The 14849-nt window shown below is 71.9% G+C and carries 17 protein-coding genes and 1 pseudogene; 7 read left to right on the top strand and 11 right to left on the bottom strand.

Going from position 1 to position 14849, the window contains the following annotated elements; genetic code table 11:
• Nucleotides 1–54: 54 nt before the first annotated feature.
• The 4 genes and pseudogenes from ACFY9S_RS31200 to ACFY9S_RS31185 form a co-directional block, all read right to left on the bottom strand.
• Entirely contained in the window at nucleotides 55–522 is a 468-nt protein-coding gene (locus ACFY9S_RS31200; protein ID WP_391134917.1) for a redoxin domain-containing protein, read from the bottom strand.
• Nucleotides 519–899, bottom strand: a complete 381-nt coding sequence (locus ACFY9S_RS31195) for a DoxX family protein (protein WP_102912903.1) — start codon at nucleotides 897–899, stop codon at nucleotides 519–521. The genes ACFY9S_RS31200 and ACFY9S_RS31195 overlap by 4 nt, the downstream gene beginning before the upstream one ends.
• A gap of 52 nt (nucleotides 900–951) precedes the next feature.
• Nucleotides 952–1281 (bottom strand): annotated as a pseudogene (locus tag ACFY9S_RS31190) (helix-turn-helix domain-containing protein); the annotation flags it as partial.
• Between the two features lie 70 nt (nucleotides 1282–1351).
• Complete coding sequence (locus ACFY9S_RS31185) at nucleotides 1352–1867, bottom strand: MarR family transcriptional regulator (protein WP_391134914.1); 516 nt, start codon at nucleotides 1865–1867, stop codon at nucleotides 1352–1354.
• Between the two features lie 137 nt (nucleotides 1868–2004).
• Here ACFY9S_RS31185 and ligD point away from each other — a divergent pair, with 137 nt between their 5' ends.
• From ligD to hemC, 3 genes are all read left to right on the top strand, one after another.
• The gene (gene ligD / locus ACFY9S_RS31180; RefSeq protein ID WP_391135320.1) at nucleotides 2005–2985 is read left to right on the top strand and encodes a non-homologous end-joining DNA ligase; all 981 of its coding nucleotides are present in this window, start codon (nucleotides 2005–2007) and stop codon (nucleotides 2983–2985) included.
• A gap of 141 nt (nucleotides 2986–3126) precedes the next feature.
• Nucleotides 3127–3900, top strand: coding sequence for an NPP1 family protein (locus ACFY9S_RS31175; RefSeq protein WP_391134911.1), 774 nt, complete (start codon nucleotides 3127–3129; stop codon nucleotides 3898–3900).
• 571 nt (nucleotides 3901–4471) lie between these two features.
• A complete protein-coding gene (hemC, locus tag ACFY9S_RS31170; RefSeq protein ID WP_391134908.1) occupies nucleotides 4472–5407 on the top strand; it encodes a hydroxymethylbilane synthase in 936 nt (311 codons plus the stop codon).
• Between the two features lie 25 nt (nucleotides 5408–5432).
• On the opposite strand, the gene ACFY9S_RS31165 is transcribed toward hemC, so the two are convergent.
• From ACFY9S_RS31165 to ACFY9S_RS31150, 4 genes are all read right to left on the bottom strand, one after another.
• Nucleotides 5433–5954, bottom strand: a complete 522-nt coding sequence (locus ACFY9S_RS31165; protein WP_391134905.1) for a hypothetical protein — start codon at nucleotides 5952–5954, stop codon at nucleotides 5433–5435.
• A 191-nt stretch (nucleotides 5955–6145) separates the two neighbouring features.
• Nucleotides 6146–7006 carry an ABC transporter permease gene (locus tag ACFY9S_RS31160; RefSeq protein WP_391134902.1) on the bottom strand — a complete coding sequence of 287 codons (861 nt, stop codon included), beginning with the start codon at nucleotides 7004–7006 and terminating at the stop codon, nucleotides 6146–6148.
• Complete coding sequence (locus ACFY9S_RS31155; protein WP_391134899.1) at nucleotides 6966–7823, bottom strand: ATP-binding cassette domain-containing protein; 858 nt, start codon at nucleotides 7821–7823, stop codon at nucleotides 6966–6968. Before ACFY9S_RS31155 ends, ACFY9S_RS31160 begins: the two co-directional genes overlap by 41 nt.
• Nucleotides 7820–8275 (bottom strand): MarR family transcriptional regulator, encoded by a 456-nt coding sequence (locus ACFY9S_RS31150; protein ID WP_391134896.1) that lies wholly within the window; start codon nucleotides 8273–8275, stop codon nucleotides 7820–7822. The genes ACFY9S_RS31155 and ACFY9S_RS31150 overlap by 4 nt, the downstream gene beginning before the upstream one ends.
• Nucleotides 8276–8600: 325 nt before the next feature.
• Between ACFY9S_RS31150 and ACFY9S_RS31145 the strand changes: the two genes are divergently transcribed.
• A complete protein-coding gene (locus ACFY9S_RS31145; RefSeq protein WP_391134893.1) occupies nucleotides 8601–9392 on the top strand; it encodes a SigB/SigF/SigG family RNA polymerase sigma factor in 792 nt (263 codons plus the stop codon).
• Nucleotides 9393–9423: 31 nt separating this feature from the next.
• On the opposite strand, the gene ACFY9S_RS31140 is transcribed toward ACFY9S_RS31145, so the two are convergent.
• Nucleotides 9424–9744 (bottom strand): ANTAR domain-containing protein, encoded by a 321-nt coding sequence (locus ACFY9S_RS31140; protein WP_391135317.1) that lies wholly within the window; start codon nucleotides 9742–9744, stop codon nucleotides 9424–9426.
• A gap of 246 nt (nucleotides 9745–9990) precedes the next feature.
• On the opposite strand from ACFY9S_RS31140, the gene ACFY9S_RS31135 reads away from it, so the two are divergent.
• Nucleotides 9991–10794: a VOC family protein gene (locus ACFY9S_RS31135; protein WP_391134890.1), complete on the top strand. Its 804-nt coding sequence runs from the start codon at nucleotides 9991–9993 to the stop codon at nucleotides 10792–10794.
• A gap of 5 nt (nucleotides 10795–10799) precedes the next feature.
• On the opposite strand, the gene glgX is transcribed toward ACFY9S_RS31135, so the two are convergent.
• Complete coding sequence (glgX, locus tag ACFY9S_RS31130) at nucleotides 10800–12953, bottom strand: glycogen debranching protein GlgX (protein ID WP_391134887.1); 2154 nt, start codon at nucleotides 12951–12953, stop codon at nucleotides 10800–10802.
• A complete protein-coding gene (locus ACFY9S_RS31125; RefSeq protein WP_102911284.1) occupies nucleotides 12950–13462 on the bottom strand; it encodes a pep a2 in 513 nt (170 codons plus the stop codon). The genes glgX and ACFY9S_RS31125 overlap by 4 nt, the downstream gene beginning before the upstream one ends.
• Before the next feature lie 363 nt (nucleotides 13463–13825).
• Between ACFY9S_RS31125 and ACFY9S_RS31120 the strand changes: the two genes are divergently transcribed.
• On the top strand, nucleotides 13826–14194 hold the full coding sequence (locus ACFY9S_RS31120; protein WP_391134884.1) for a DUF5133 domain-containing protein: 369 nt from the start codon (nucleotides 13826–13828) through the stop codon (nucleotides 14192–14194).
• A 74-nt stretch (nucleotides 14195–14268) separates the two neighbouring features.
• Nucleotides 14269–14849 (top strand): maltotransferase domain-containing protein (locus ACFY9S_RS31115; protein ID WP_391134881.1); only part of this gene is annotated, 581 nt, incomplete at its 3' end.

Genomic DNA, 14849 nt, shown 5'->3' with positions numbered 1-14849 from the left:
CAGGATTATCCCTTTGCCGCCTCCTATCAACCGCGGTGCGGCATTCGTGACGTGTCAGGCCCGGTGGGCGCGCAGCGCGGCGAGCGCCCGGTCGGCGTGCGCGTTCATGCGCAGTTCGCTGCGTACGACGTCGAGGACGGTGCGGTCCTGCGCTATGACGAATGTGGTGCGCTTGGTGGGCGCCAGGGAAAAGCCGCGCTTCACCCCGAACCGCTCGCGGACCGCGCCGTCGGCGTCGGACAGCAGCGGCATACCGAGGCCGTGCCGGCCGGCGAACTCCTGCTGCCGCTCGACGTCGTCGCCGCTGATGCCGACGGGCCGGGCGCCGACGGCTGCGAACTCGGTGGCGAGGTCGCGGAAGTGGCAGGCCTGGGCGGTACAGCCGGGCGTCAGGGCGGCCGGGTAGAAGAAGAGCACGACCGGGCCCTCGGCGAGCAGCCCTGACAGGCTGCGGACGGTGCCGGTCTCGTCGGGCAGGGCGAAGTCCTCGACCTTGTCACCGGTCTCCACGCGCGCGGTCACGACCTGCCCTCCGCGGTGCGGGCGACGCCGCGGGCCCACAGCACCAGGGGCACCTGCAGGGGCAGGCGGGCGAAGGCGGCGGCCTTCTGCGGGGCGGGACGGTGGCGCCAGTCGGCGGCCATCTTGACGTTGGCGGGGAACACCCCGACGAAGAAGGCGGCCGTGGCCAGCGCGGCGGCCTTGCGCGTGCGCGGCAGTGCCAGGCCGGCGGCCAGCGCGAGCTCGGCGGCGCCGCTGGCATGGGTCCAGGCCCTCGGTGTGCCGGGCAGGCCGCGCGGGATGGTCGCGTCGAACGGGCGTGGGGTGGCGAAGTGGGCGACGCCCGCGGTGGCCAGGAGGCCGGCGAGCAGCAGGGGCGAGCGATCGGACCGGGGCACGGTTCCTCCTCTGAAAAGGCCTGCCGCGCATTATTACCGGACGGTAGTCGGGTCAGTTCACCGGGTCCGCCGAGTGCCCGTGATGTCTGCCCGGTGTGCAGCCGAAGGAGCGGCGGAACACGTCGATGAACGCGCTGGCGGAGGACCAGCCGCAGCGGTGCGCGACGGTCGTGACGGGCAGGCCGACCAGGTGCAGGTCGAGCCGGCCGTGGGCGCGGTGGGCGTGCACGGCGTCGGCGGGGACCCAGATGGCGCGGGTGCCGGGCGCGAACCAGGTCCCGGCGTCGGTGGTGACGGCGACGACTCCGCGCCGGCCCGCGCTGGGCCGGCTGCTGCTGTGCGGCCTGCGCGAGCCGGCGCCGCCGGGGGCGGCGGCGGCCGGGCGGGCGGATCCGCGCGATCCGGCCGGACGGTGACCCCTGGGTCGGGCGGTGCCGGCCGGCCCCCGGAGGTCAGGCGGTGCCGGCCGGGGCCGGGCGGGGTTCGCCGTTCTCGTCGGCGGAGTGGGCGAGGAAGTCGTCGACCATGCGGTGGAAGAGCGTCGCGAGCTGCCGCAGTTCCTCGGGGGACCAGTCCGAGAGGGCCATCTGCATGCCGCGGACGCCGGCCTCGCGGACCTTGGCGATGGCCTCGCCCCCTGCGGCGGTGAGTTCGATGCGCTGGGCGCGGCGGTCGTCCGGATCGGGGACGCGGGTGACGTACCCGGACTTCTGCAACTGCTGCACCGTGCGGGTGACGTGCGAGGCCTCCACCCCCAGCCGGGCGGCGAGCTCCCCCGGCCGCTGCGGCTCGGCCTCGGCGATCTGCCGTAGCAGCGCGACGGCGGCACGGTCGAGCGGCACGCCCGCCAGGACCATCAGCCGTTCGTGCCGGCGGGAGCGCGTGCTCAGGTAGGTGATGCGGGTGAGCGCACGCTCGATCTCGGTCACTTCCGGGGAGGGGGCGTCGGGAGGCGGGGGTGTGGGCATGAGCGCCACGGTACCATCTCGTTGCGTAACTCAACTAAATCGAGCGGTTCAGCCCGTTCGTCGAGCGGTTCACCCCGTTCAGGGGAAACAGCCGCACAACACGCGTGGCGGCCCGCCGGTTCGTCGACACCTCACCCGTGGACCTGCCGCTGATCCCGCCCATGCTCGCCACGTCCGGCACCCTGCCCTCGGCCGCGCAGGACGCGCGCTGGGCCTACGAGACCAAGCAGGACGGCCAGCGCGTGGTGGTCTATCTGCCCGGGGACGGCGGTGTGCTGCTGCGCGCCCGCTCCGGTGACGACATCACGGCCGCCTACCCCGAACTGCGGCCGCTGGGCACCGCCCTCGGCGCCACACCCGCCGTACTGGACGGCGAGATCATGGCCTTGGACGCCCAGGGCCGTGCCAGCTTCCAGTTGCTGCAGTCCCGGATGGGCCTGGCCCACGCCCCCGCCAGGGCCGCCCGGCGTGCGGCGCAGGTCCCGGTCCATCTCGTGCTGTTCGATCTGATGCACCTGCGGAACCGCTCCCTCCTGCGGCTCCCCTACGCGCGGCGCCGCGCGGCACTGGAGGACCTCGGCCTCACCGGACCCTCCTGGTCGACACCCCGCGCCCTCGTCGGCCACGGCACCGAGGCCCTGCGCGCCACGCAGGAGCACGGCCTGGAGGGGCTGGTCTGCAAGCGGCTCGACTCGGTGTACGAACCAGGGGTGCGCTCCCGGGCCTGGATCAAGATCCGCAACATGCGCACCGAGGACGTCCTGGTCGGCGGCTGGCAGCCGGGCAAGGGGCGGCTCACCGGCCTGCCCGGCGCGGTGCTGGTGGGGCAGCGCGCGACGGGACGGCTGCGTTACGTCGGCAGCGTGGGCACCGGCTGGAGCGAGGCCGAACGCACCGAACTGGCCGCGCTGCTGGGGGCCGCCGCGAGTGACGTCTGCCCCTTCGACCCCGCGCCGCGCGCTCCGGGCGCGCACTGGGTCGTGCCCCGCCTGGTCGGCGAGGTCCGCTACAGCACCCGCACCCGGGAGGGGTTGCTGCGGCAGCCGTCCTGGCTGCGGCTCCGGCCCGACCTCACGCCCGAGGAGGCCGCGGCCGACATCCCGGACGACATGGTCTGAAACGACGTGCGGCCCCAAGTATTGGGCTCCGATTCACGCTTCTGACCCTCCACCCCTCTTGGCATGGACGCGTTCAACCTGGAAGCTGAACCTCCCTTTCCCCCACAGCCGTTGGGCTGCGCCCGGACCAAGGAGGACGCAGTGTCGTCACGCCCGTTCGCCCACCGCAGGAGATGGCTCACCGGAGCAGCCGGTGCCGCCGCCCTCGTCCTGGCCTTCCCCGCCACGGCCTTCGCCGCCCCACCGTCGGCGCTGCCCGCCAACGCGGACGCGCTGGAGCAGACCTACCAGCCCGCCTACGACTACGACACCGACGGCTGCTACTCCACGCCCGCGATCGGCCCGGACGGCGCCGTGAACGGCGGGCTCAACCCGACCGGGGCCCTGAACGGCAACTGCCGGGACGCCTCGGACCTGGACAACACCAACGGCTACGCGCGCTCCAAGTGCAACAACGGCTGGTGCGCCATCCTGTACGCGCTCTACTTCGAGAAGGACCAGGCCGTGGCCGGCAGCGGCATCGGAGGCCACCGGCACGACTTCGAGCACGTCGCGGTGTTCGTACAGGACAACCAGGTCAAGTACGTGTCGGCGTCCAGCCACGGCGGGTTCACCGTGCACGCGGCGTCCGCGGTCCGCTTCGACGGCACGCACGCGAAGATCGTCTACCACAAGGACGGCGTCCGCACGCACTGCTTCCGCGCCGCCAACGCGAACGACGAACCGCCGGAGAACCACAAGCGCACCTGGCAGTACCCGGCGCTGGTCGGCTGGAACGGCTACCCGGCCGGGGTGCGTGAAAAGCTCACGTCGTTCGACTTCGGCAGCGCCAACTTCGGCCTGAAGGACGCCAACTTCGCCAACCACCTCGCGTCGGCCAAGCCCTCCGGCATCCCCTTCGACCCGTACGCCTGACGCCGTCGGGTCCGGCCGCGTGCGGTCCAGGTGGGCGCGGCCGGAACTCGATGCGGAGCAGCCGGCGGTCCCGGCGGCACGGATCGGCCCGTCGTGGCCTCCCCGGGCCGCGCCGTGCCCGTCGGCTGCGGCGTTCTGCCCCGTGGTGAGCACAGGAGAGCCCCCTGCCGGGCACCGCGGTCGGGCGACAGACGCGATGCTTCCTCGGACGTCCGACGGCCGGCCGAGCCGGCCTCAGGCCCCAGACCCCAGACCCTGTTTCATCCCACCCGTCCGACCCGCCCGCGTCCGCGGACATCCCCGCCATGTACGCCACCGCCGAGCCGGTCGCGGCTGTCCCCGCGCCCGGTGCGCCGCGCAGGCGGTGCGGGAACGGGCCCTCACGCACGGTGACGGGCACGTCGTGCAGCTCACCGGCACCACCCTCGAGGTCGGAGACGAGCGGGGCCCTCGCCGCGGCCCTGCGGGCGGTGGAACCGCGCGAACCGCTCCTCCCGAACTGACGCCCGATCCCCGGCGGTCGGAGGACGTCCCGGCCGAACGCCCCCGCCGAAGGGTCTATCGTGTCCGCATGTCCGTCCCCGAACTGATTCGCATCGTCTCCCGTGACTCCCCCATGGCGCTCGCCCAAGTGGAGCGCGTCAGGGTTGAGTTGGCCGCCGCCCATCCCGGAGTGCGCACCGAGGTCGTGCCGGTGAAGACCACCGGCGACAAGTGGATGGGCGATCTGTCCCAGGTCGAGGGCAAGGGCGCGTTCACCAAGGAGGTCGACGCGGCGCTACTGGCGGGCGAGGCCGACCTCGCCGTGCACTGCGTGAAGGACGTGCCCGCCGACCGGCCGCTCCCGGCGGGCACGGTGTTCGCCGCGTTCCTCAAGCGGGACGACATCCGCGACGCCCTGATCCACCCGGGCGGGCTCACCCTCGACGAGCTGCCGGCCGGTACGCGGATCGGCACCTCCTCGGTGCGCCGCGTCGCGCAACTGGCCGCCACGCACCCCCACCTGGAGTGCGTGCCGTTCCGCGGCAACGCCAACAAGCGACTGGCGAAGCTGGCCGCCGGCGAGGCGGACGCCCTGCTGCTCGCGGTCTCCGGCCTGGAGCGCATCGGCCGCGAGGACGTGATCAGCGAGATCCTCTCGACCGAGACGATGATGCCGCCCATCGGAGCGGGCGTGCTGGCGCTGCAGTGCCGCGAGACAGACGCCGCGCTGATCGACGCGGTGAGCGGTCTCGGTGACCCGGACACCTACCGGGAGACCACCGCCGAGCGCATGTTCCTGCATGTGCTGCAGGGGCACTGCAACAGCCCCATCGCCGGGTTCGCGCGGGTGGACCGCAGCGGCGAACTGTCCCTGCGGGCCTGTGTGTTCACCCCGGACGGCAAGACCCGGCTCAACGCCCACGAGTGGGCGGGCCGGCTCGACCCCGCCACGCTCGGTACCTCGGTCGCCGTGACCCTGCTGCGCCAGGGCGCCCGCGAGATCATCGACGGCATCCCGCACTGATTCGCGCGGGCGCCCTGACACGGGATCAGGCGGTGCCTTCCTCCGCCTGATCCCGCAGGAAGACGCTCACCTGGTGCGCCAGGCTGTCCCGCACCGGACCCTGCTGGGCCCCGGCAGCGCCCTCGTGCACCCCGATGCCGCCCGCCCACAGGCGCCGGTCGGTCCACTCCTCCTCGACGCGCAACTGCACCTGGACGTCGACGAGACCCAGGGAAGCCTCGGCGCCGGCCGCGTACAACACGGCGGTGGCGCGGCGCAGCGGGTAGACGTCGAAGCCCTCGATGAACTGCGAGTTGCGCCAGTCGATGAAGGCGCTCTCGCCGTCCGGGCCGAGCCGGACGTCGATCTGGCCGTCCTCCAGGTGAACGCCGAGATGGCGGCTGCCGCGGTTCTCGACCGTCACCCGGAGGCAGAAGTACGTCAGCCCCTCGGCGGCGTCGTCCCGGCCGCGGGGCGGCTCGGCCGGTTCCAGACGGTGGACGCGGACGCGCAGACCGGCATGCTCGTCGTACTCCTGCCAGTCCCCGACCACGTTCGGCTCGTACACGCTGCACCTCTCGACCTCTGGAAGCTGCTTCCTATCTGTGGTCTCAGCGCACTGTCAAATGAGCAGAATGCGCTGTGGCCAGGCAGTTCATCCTTTTTGATCGGTGATCAAGCCCTGCCCAGCGGTTATCCGGAACCAAAGGGAGAAAGCGCTTGCCCCGGCGTGCCGCACATCACTTCCACGAGTGAAGATCAACGGGCCAGGCGGCCCAGCAGGGCCGAGGCGGCGGTGACGCCGAGCGCGGCGGCGATGAACAGCACCGCGAAGTCGGACGCCAGATGGTGGGGTGTGCCGAGGAGGAGTCCGCGCAGGGCGTCCACCTCGTAGCTGAGCGGGTTGGCCGTGCTGACGCTCTGCAGCCAGCCCGGCATCACGGACACCGGGTACAGGGCGTTGGAGCCGAAGAACAGCGGCATCGTGATCGCCTGCCCGATCCCCATCAGGCGGTCGCGGCTGAGGACGATGCCGGCGATGGTCATCGACAGGCAGGAGAAGAAGGCCGAGCCGAGGACGACGATCGCCGCGACGGCGAGCAGCTTGAGCGGGTTCCAGGTCAGGGCCACGCCGAGCAGGGCGGCGATGAGAAGCACGACGACGGCCTGGACGAGCGACTTCACCCCGGCCGCGAACGCCTTGCCGGTGATCAGCGCCGACCGTGGGGTCGGGGTGACGAGGAGCTTGTTGAGGACACCGGCATCGCGTTCCCAGATGATCTGGATGCCGTAGAAGATGGCGATGAACATCGCGGACTGGGCGATGATGCCGGGCGCCAGGTAGTCGACGTACGGTATGCCGCCGGTGGGGATCGCCTTGATGCGGGTGAAGGTCTGACCGAAGATCAGCAGCCAGAGAGCCGGCTGGATCGCGCGGGTGTAGAGCTCGGTGCGGTCGTGGCGCAGCTTCTGCAGTTCGACCGCGCACATCGCGCCGACGCGGGCGGGCAGCAGCCGCCAGCCGGCCCGGGGCGGCGGGGGTTTCAGCAGCAGGTCGATGCCGTGGCCACGGGCGGGGTCAGCCGACACGGCGCGCGGTGCGGCGGGTGCTTCGGACATCGCGGAAATCTCCTGCCTCGTCGTCGAGACCGCTGCCGGCGACGTCCCGGAAGACGTCCTCCAGTGTGGGCGGCGCGTCCTGGGCCGTGCCCGCGGCGCTGCGCCGGGCGCCGAGTCCTGACCTGAGCTCGGCCGGGGTGCCGAGGGCCCGGATCCGGCCGCGGTGCATCAGGGCGACCCGGTCGCAGTACTGGTCGGCCTCGTCCATGTAGTGGGTGGTCACGAGCACGGTCATGCCGGTGGCTTCGCGGACGGCGCCGATGTGCTCCCACACGCCGGTGCGGGCGATCGGGTCGAGGCCGATGGTCGGCTCGTCGAGGATCAGCAGACGAGGGGCGCTGACCAGGGCCTGGGCGAGTTCGAGCCGGCGGACCATGCCGCCGGAGTACGTGGCGGCCAGCCGGTCGGCGGCGTCGGCGAGGCCGACCGCGCCCAGGGCCTGGGTGACCCGCGCGGCGCGTTCCGCGCGGGGCACGTCGAAGACCCGGGCGAACAGGGCTACGTTCTCCCGCCCGGTGAGTCCGGCGTCCGCGGACAGTTGCTGCGGGACGTAGCCGAGCAGGCGGCGTACGGCCATGCGGTCCCCGGCGGCGTCGTGACCGAAGACGCCGACCATGCCGGCGGGCACGGGCAGCAGAGTGGTGATGCAGCGGATCGCGGTGGTCTTGCCCGCGCCGTTGGGCCCGAGCAGTCCGAAGACCTCGCCCTGACGGACGGTGAGGTCGAGTTCGTCCACGGCGTTGTGGTCGCCGAAGGCGTAGGTGAGCCCGGTGCAGGCGACGGCGTCGGCCCCGGGCGGGGCCGTGTCCCGCGTCATGATTCCTCGGCCTCCTCGTGCAGGGTGTCGGCCAGCTTGCGCAGGGCCGGGACCGCCGCCTGCAGCGCCCGGCGGTCCGGCTCGTCGAGGCGCGCCACATGGCGGCGTACGAGTTCGGCCCGGCGCCGGCGCCAGTCGCGCAGCCGCGTCTCGGCGGCCGGGGTGGGCAGCAGCCGGGCGGCCCGCCGGTCGGCCGGGTCGGTCTCGCGGACCAGGTGGCCCGCCTCCGCCAGCTGGTTGACGAGGGTGGACACCGAGTTGGCCGCCAGACCCAGCTCCCTGGCCGCGTCGGAGATGCCGACGCCGGGCCGCACCACGACCAGACGCAGCAGCTCCACCTCGGCGCCGCGCAGCCGCGGGTCGGGCGTCTGCCTGCGCAGGCGCCGCCGGATCAGGCGCTGGGCACCGACCAGCGCGTCGGCCAGCTCTTCGGGGAAGGTCTCCGGCTTCATGCCGCCGAGATTAGGTCTGTAGCAGAGCTAATCGGTCCAAGCAGAGGTCAAGGTAGGTCAAGAGAGGTCAAGGAGGTCGAGGAAGGCTCCGGGAGCGGCGGCGGATCCGATCGGCGGTCAACTGGGGGCGCCCGCGACCCACGATTGCCGTATCGTCTTAATTGTTTCGGTATGTCCCTGCCTGGGGATGGGCAGGGAAGTGCTTCGGACAGGAGGCACGTCCGTGGGAGCCGGCCGACCGGGCCCCCGGTGCTCTCCGTGAGGCCCGAGTCCGCACCTCCCACGGTGTCTGTCCATTCAGCACCTGCTCAGGGAGGTGCGCACCATGCGTATCGCCGGCAGCACCCGCCCGCACCCTCACGACGACGCACCCGACACCGCCGCGGCGTTCGCGCGGCTCGCGCGACTGCCCGAGGGGCCCGAACGCAAGGCCCTGCGCGACGAGCTGGTCGAGGCCTGGCTGCCCATGGCCGAGCGGATCGCCGTCCGCTTCCGGGGCCGTGGCGAGGTCTTGGAGGATCTGTACCAGGTGGCGGCTCTCGGCCTCGTGAAGGCGGTCGACCACTACGACCCGGCCCGCGGCAACGCCTTCGAGGCGTACGCGGTGCCGACGGTCACCGGCGAGATCAAGCGCCACTTCCGTGACCACATGTGGACGCTGCACGTGCCGCGCCGGGTCCAGGACCTGCGCAACCGGGTCCGGCACGCCGCGAAGGAACTGTCGCAGACCACCCCGGGCCGCTCCCCCACGGTCGCCGAGATCGCCGAGTACGCCCAGCTCACCGAGGGCGAGGTACGCACCGGCATGGAGGCTCTGGAGTGCTTCTCCGCGCTGTCGCTGGAGGCGGAGATGCCCGGGACCGACGGCTACGCCCTCGGGGACGCGATCGGCGGGCCCGACCCGGCCTTCGACACCGTCGTCGACCGGGTGGCCGTCAGGCCCTGCCTGGAGGCGCTGCCGGAGCGCGAGCGGATCATCCTCTATCTGCGGTTCTTCAAGGGCATGACGCAGAGCCGGATCGCCGAGCAGCTCGGCATCTCGCAGATGCACGTCTCACGGCTGCTCAGCAGCTGCTTCGCCCATCTGCGTGAGGAACTGATGGCGGAGACCCACTGAAACGAGGCGCGGTTCCGGCTGCCGCCGGGGGTCATGCCTCCGGCGGCGATCCGGGGATCTGCGTCGGCCCGGCCCGGTCGAGGGCGTCCTCCAGTGCGGACCGGATCTCCTCGGGCATCACGCCCGTCCGTCCCCAGACGAGGATCAGCTCCGCGACGCTGCGCAGCTTGATGTTGGTGTGCTGGGAGACCTCCTTCAGCACGGCCCACCCCTGGTCGGGGGAGATCCGGCCGAGCACCACGACCATCCCGATCGCCTGGTCCACGACCGCGTGGGAGACGACCGCCTCCTTCAGCTGCTGGACCTCTTCCTGCAAGGCGAAGATCCGGTTCGAGCCCCCGTCCGTGGACATGGTCACCTCCGGGTCCGGTGCGCCGCTGTAGCCAAGGTCCCACCGGGTGCTTGAGTACACAGACGCAGTGTCCGACCCCTCCATCGTCGTCACTCGGGCCGCCCGGTGCCACCGGGGCGGACCAGGCCGGACGCCGTTTCGGCGCCCCCGCCGGGGTACTCGGCAGGCGCCCACAGCGGTTCCGGTTGGACACTGGTGTCATTCCTCCGGTGGCTTCCAGGCCGACGAGATCAGGACGCGACTGCCATGAACCACGACATGCCCACCTCCTCCTCCACTAAGGACGTCGTCTCATCACACTCCGTGTTCGGCGCGCCCTGCTGGGTGAGTCTGACCAGTCGGGACGTCAAGGCGACCGAGGAGTTCTACGGGGCCGTGCTGGGCTGGCAGTGGCGGCCGGCCAAGCTGGGCGACCGGTTCCGGATCGCGCTGGCGGACGGCTCGCCGGTGGCCGGGATCGCGGGGGTGGCCGCCATGTGGCAGATGGCGGTGGCGTGGACGCCGTACTTCGCGGTGCGCAGCGCGGACGATGCGGCCGCGCGGGTGCAGGAGCGCATGGGCACGGTCGCCGTCGGGCCGATCTCGCTGCCGCCGGGCCGGGCGGCGCTGCTGGCGGACCGGGACGGGGCGACCTTCGGCATCTGGGAGGGGGACCTCTTCACCGACTGGGAGACCTGGCGCAACGCCCAGCCGGCCTTCATCACACTCCACACCCGTGACGCCTTCGACGCGGCGATCTTCTACGGCGAGGTCCTCGACTGGGCCTCCCAGCGCCCCGGCTGCTGCGAGGTCCACTACGAGGGCGGCGAGGTCGTACTGCGCAGTCGGGGGGACGTGGTGGCACGGATCGAGTCGGGCGCCCTGGAGGCGGCCCCCGACCCCGCGATCCGCCCGCACTGGCAGGTCCACTTCTCCGTCGACGACGTGGATGCCTGCGCCCGTGCCGCGGAACTCCACGGCGGCAGTGTGCTGTCCAAGGGGAACCGTGAGGCGGTGCTGCGGGACCACGACGGCGCGCAGTTCACCGTGACCGCGCGCCGCGACCGCTGACCCGCCTACTCCTTCTCGCGGGACGCCCGTGACGGCCGGGACAGCAGGACCAGGCTGCGGGCCCCGACGGTCAGACCCGCGCCCGCCTTGTACTCCGACTCGTCGGGCGTGCCCTCCGGGTCGGCCGTGTCGATGAGTGCCGTCCAGCGTTCGCCGTAGGAGGCGTTCGGCAGGCGGAAGCCGACCGGCTCCCAGTGGCTGTTGAGGAGCAGCAGGAACGAGTCGTCGACGACCGGGCGGCCCCACGGGTCGGGTTCGGCGATGGCGTCGCCGTTGAGGAACACGCCGACGGAGTGCGCGTCGCCGCGCTGCCAGTCGTCGTCGGTCATCTCGCGGGCGTCCGGCGCCAGCCACACCAGGTCGGGCAGCGGCTGGTCCGCCCGGGTCAGGGTCTCGCCGAGGAAGAAGCGGCGCCGGCGCAGCACGGGGTGCCCGGTGCGCAGCCGGATGACGTACCGGGTGAACTCCAGCAGGTCGCGCTGCTCCTCGGTGAGGCGCCAGTCGATCCAGGAGATGTCGTTGTCCTGGCAGTAGGCGTTGTTGTTGCCGCCCTGGGTGCGCCCGAGTTCGTCGCCGTGGGAGAGCATCGGGATGCCCTGGGACAGCAGCAGCGTGGCGAGGAAGTTGCGCTGCTGGCGGGTGCGCAGCTCCAGCACCGCCGGGTCGCGGCTCTCGCCCTCGGCGCCGCAGTTCCAGGACCGGTTGGTGCTCTCGCCGTCCTGGTTGCCCTCGCCGTTGTCCTCGTTGTGCTTGTCGTTGTACGAGACGAGGTCGCGGAGGGTGAAGCCGTCGTGGGCGGTGACGAAGTTGACGCTGGCCCGGGGCCGGCGCCTGCTGTGCTGGTACAGGTCGGAAGAGCCCGTGAGCCGGGAGGCGAGTTCGCCGAGCGTGTGGTCCTCGCCGCGCCAGAAGTCACGGACCGCGTCGCGGTACATGCCGTTCCACTCCGACCACAGCGGTGGGAAGTTGCCCACCTGGTAGCCGCCCTCGCCGACGTCCCACGGCTCGGCGATGAGCTTGACGCGGCTGATCACCGGGTCCTGCTGGATGAGGTCGAAGAACGCCGACAGCCGGTCCACCTCGTGAAACTGCCGGGCGAGCGTCGCCGCGAGGTCGAAGCGGAAGCCGTCGACGTGCATCTCGGTCACCCAGTACCGCAGCGAGTCCATGATCAGCTGGAGGACGTAAGGGTGCCGCATCAGCAGGCTGTTGCCGGTGCCGGTGGTGTCGTAGTAGTGCTCCCAGTCGCCGTCGACCAGGCGGTAGTACGAGGAGTTGTCGATCCCGCGGAAGGAGAGGGTGGGGCCCATCTCGTTGCCCTCGGCGGTGTGGTTGTAGACCACGTCGAGGATCACTTCGAGTCCCGCCGCGTGCAGGGTCTTCACCATCTGCTTGAACTCGGCGACCTGCCCCCCGCGGGTGTCGTGGGCGGCGTAGCCGTTGTGGGGCGCGAAGAAGCCGATGGTGTTGTAGCCCCAGTAGTTGGCCAGGCCCCGGTCGTGCAGCACCCCGTCGTGGACGAACTGGTGGACCGGCATGAGCTCCACGGCCGTGACGCCGAGGGAGGTCAGATGCTCGACGGCCGCGGGGTGCGCCAGCCCGGCGTAGGTGCCCCGCAGCTCCTTGGGCACCTCGGGATGGGTGCGGGTCATGCCCTTGACGTGTGCCTCGTAGATCACCGTGTCGGCGTAGGGCCGGCAGGGCCGGGCGTCGTCGCCCCAGTCGAAGGCCGGGTCGGTCACCACGCCGAGCATGGTGTGCCCGGCGCTGTCGGCGGGGTCGGGGCCGTCCGGGTTGCGCTCGTAGAGGGAGGGGTGGTTGTCGATCTGCCCCTCCACCGCACGGGCGTACGGGTCGAGCAGCAGTTTCGCCGGGTTGCAGCGATGCCCGGCGGCCGGGGCCCACGGCCCGTGCACCCGGTAGCCGTAGCGCTGGCCGGGGCCGACGCCGTGGAGATAGCCGTGCCAGACGAAGCCGTCGACCTCGGTCAGCGGCACCCGGGTGTGGGTGCCGTCGTCGTCGACGAGGACCAGCTCGACACGTTCGGCGACCTCGCTGAAGAGGGCGAAGTTGGTGCCCTCCCCGTCGAAGTCCGCCCCCAGCGGGTAGGGGCGCCCGCTCCATGCGGGCGCCCCTTTCCGGGTCTGCGGGCGGGTCACCGGGCGTCCTCCAGGACCTCGTCCGGGGTGACGGCCGAGGCGGCCAGCTGCGTGACCGGCACCTCTCGGGGCACGTCGAGGCCCTCGCTCTCCCGCGGCGCGGGCGCGGTCGGGACCAGGGGGACCCGTTCGCCGGCGCGGGCGCGCTGCGAGAACCAGATGACCTTGCTGCCGGTCTCGGTCGCGCAGCAGCCCCAGCCGTCACTCATGGCCGCGAGGTGCTCCAGGCAGCCTCGCAGCTCCTGGTCCGGGCGCAGGGCGCGGTCGTTGTCCCCGATGGCGGTGATCAGGTGCTGCCGGTTCCACCACATCTCGATCGACGTGTTCTTGTCCGTGGCGTGTTCGTCGATGGCCTTGAGCAGCATCTCGGCACCGCCGCAGACGGGCTGGACCAGGTTGTCCAGGTCCCAGAACTTCAGGTGAGCGGCCAGAATGCGGCTGACCTGTCCCACCCGTTCCGGGCTGACTTCCACGTCGAGGTGGTAGTAGCAGGGCACTGCGGTCTTCATCGGTCGGCTCCTCACCGCGAAGCTCAGCTCCTTCTCGCTCCCGCGGTCCTGCGGGACGAGCCCCGAACACGGAACGTGAGCGCCTATCGCTTCTGAGTCACCCTCAGCGTGAGGGTGCTAGCCCGTTCGTGCAACACGAGCGCACGGCTGAGGCGGAGGAGTGCACAAGTGAGCGGGCAGAGGCAGGTCCGGACGGCCCAGCAGAGACCTCACTGGTTGAAGCTCCAACAAGACGCTGTGTCGCCTCACGTGCACCATGTGTGAAGAACTCGATCGCCGTTACGGGTCCGTGCCGCTGTGCGCACGGCCGCCGTCCGACCGTCGGGAGTCCGTGCCCCTCGAGCCCGAAAGGTGATCGGCGCCATGCTGCTACCCGCCAAAGCCGAAGTCGCCCGGCAGTTGCGGCGTTACCGGGCCTGGGAACGCGTGATGCTCGCGGCACCGAACGACCGCACGGTGCGGACCACCTTCGAGGACTCCGGCTACACGCTCTGCGTGCTGATGGGCAAGCGCTGCGCGCGGGAGGCGGCGGACGCGGCCGAGCGGTACCTGCGCACCAACCACGTCACCTATCTGCAGGAACAGCAGATCACCTGCCTGCAGGAGCAGCACGTCACCTGTGCGCAGGAACCGGCCGAACGGCCCCGCCCGGCCGCGGCGGTCAGACGAAGACCGCCGGCGGCGGAGCGCAGATCCCCCGCTTCCGAGCGGAGATCCACAGCGGGAAGGTGACGCCCTTCCCGCACATCCAGTCCCTGAACCGGGCCCGCGCGGCCCGGCTTTCGAGCACGGTGGAGGTGAGGACCATGACGAGGACCCGGGCCATCGGCCGCATCCCGGTGAGGGACGTCCGCCCGGCCGTGGAGGGCGGCAACCGGCCGGCGAAGGCGGTCGTGGGTGAGACGTTCGAGGTCACCGCCACCGTGTTCCGGGAGGGGCACGACACGGTGGCCGCCCAGGTCGTCCTGAAGGACCCCGAGGGCCGGCCCGGCCCGTGGACGCCGATGCGCGAGCTCGCCCCCGGCAGCGACCGCTGGGGCGCCGAGGTCACCGCGGACGCCGTCGGCCGCTGGTCCTACCGGGTGGAGGCCTGGAGCGATCCGGTGGCCACCTGGCGCCGCACGGCGGGCATAAAGATCCCGGCGGGCATCGATCCGGGGCTGGTCCTGGAAGAGGGCGCGGAACTGTACGAGCGGGCAGCGGCCGGCGTGCCGAAGGAAGCCGGCCGCTATGTGCTGCTCGCCGCGGCGAAGACCCTGCGCGACGACTCGCTGCCCACCGCGGACCGGTTCGCGGGGGCGTTGACGCCGGAGGTGGAGGAGGTCCTGGCGCGGCATCCGCTGCGGGATCTGGTCACCAGCAGCGAGCCGCTGCCGCTGCTGGTGGA

This window comes from Streptomyces sp. NPDC012474 (assembly GCF_042955185.1).
In the GTDB taxonomy this organism is placed as follows: domain Bacteria; phylum Actinomycetota; class Actinomycetes; order Streptomycetales; family Streptomycetaceae; genus Streptomyces; species Streptomyces cahuitamycinicus.
The sequence above is the reverse complement of the archived record's forward strand: the minus strand, read 5'-3'. Positions and strand labels throughout refer to the sequence as shown.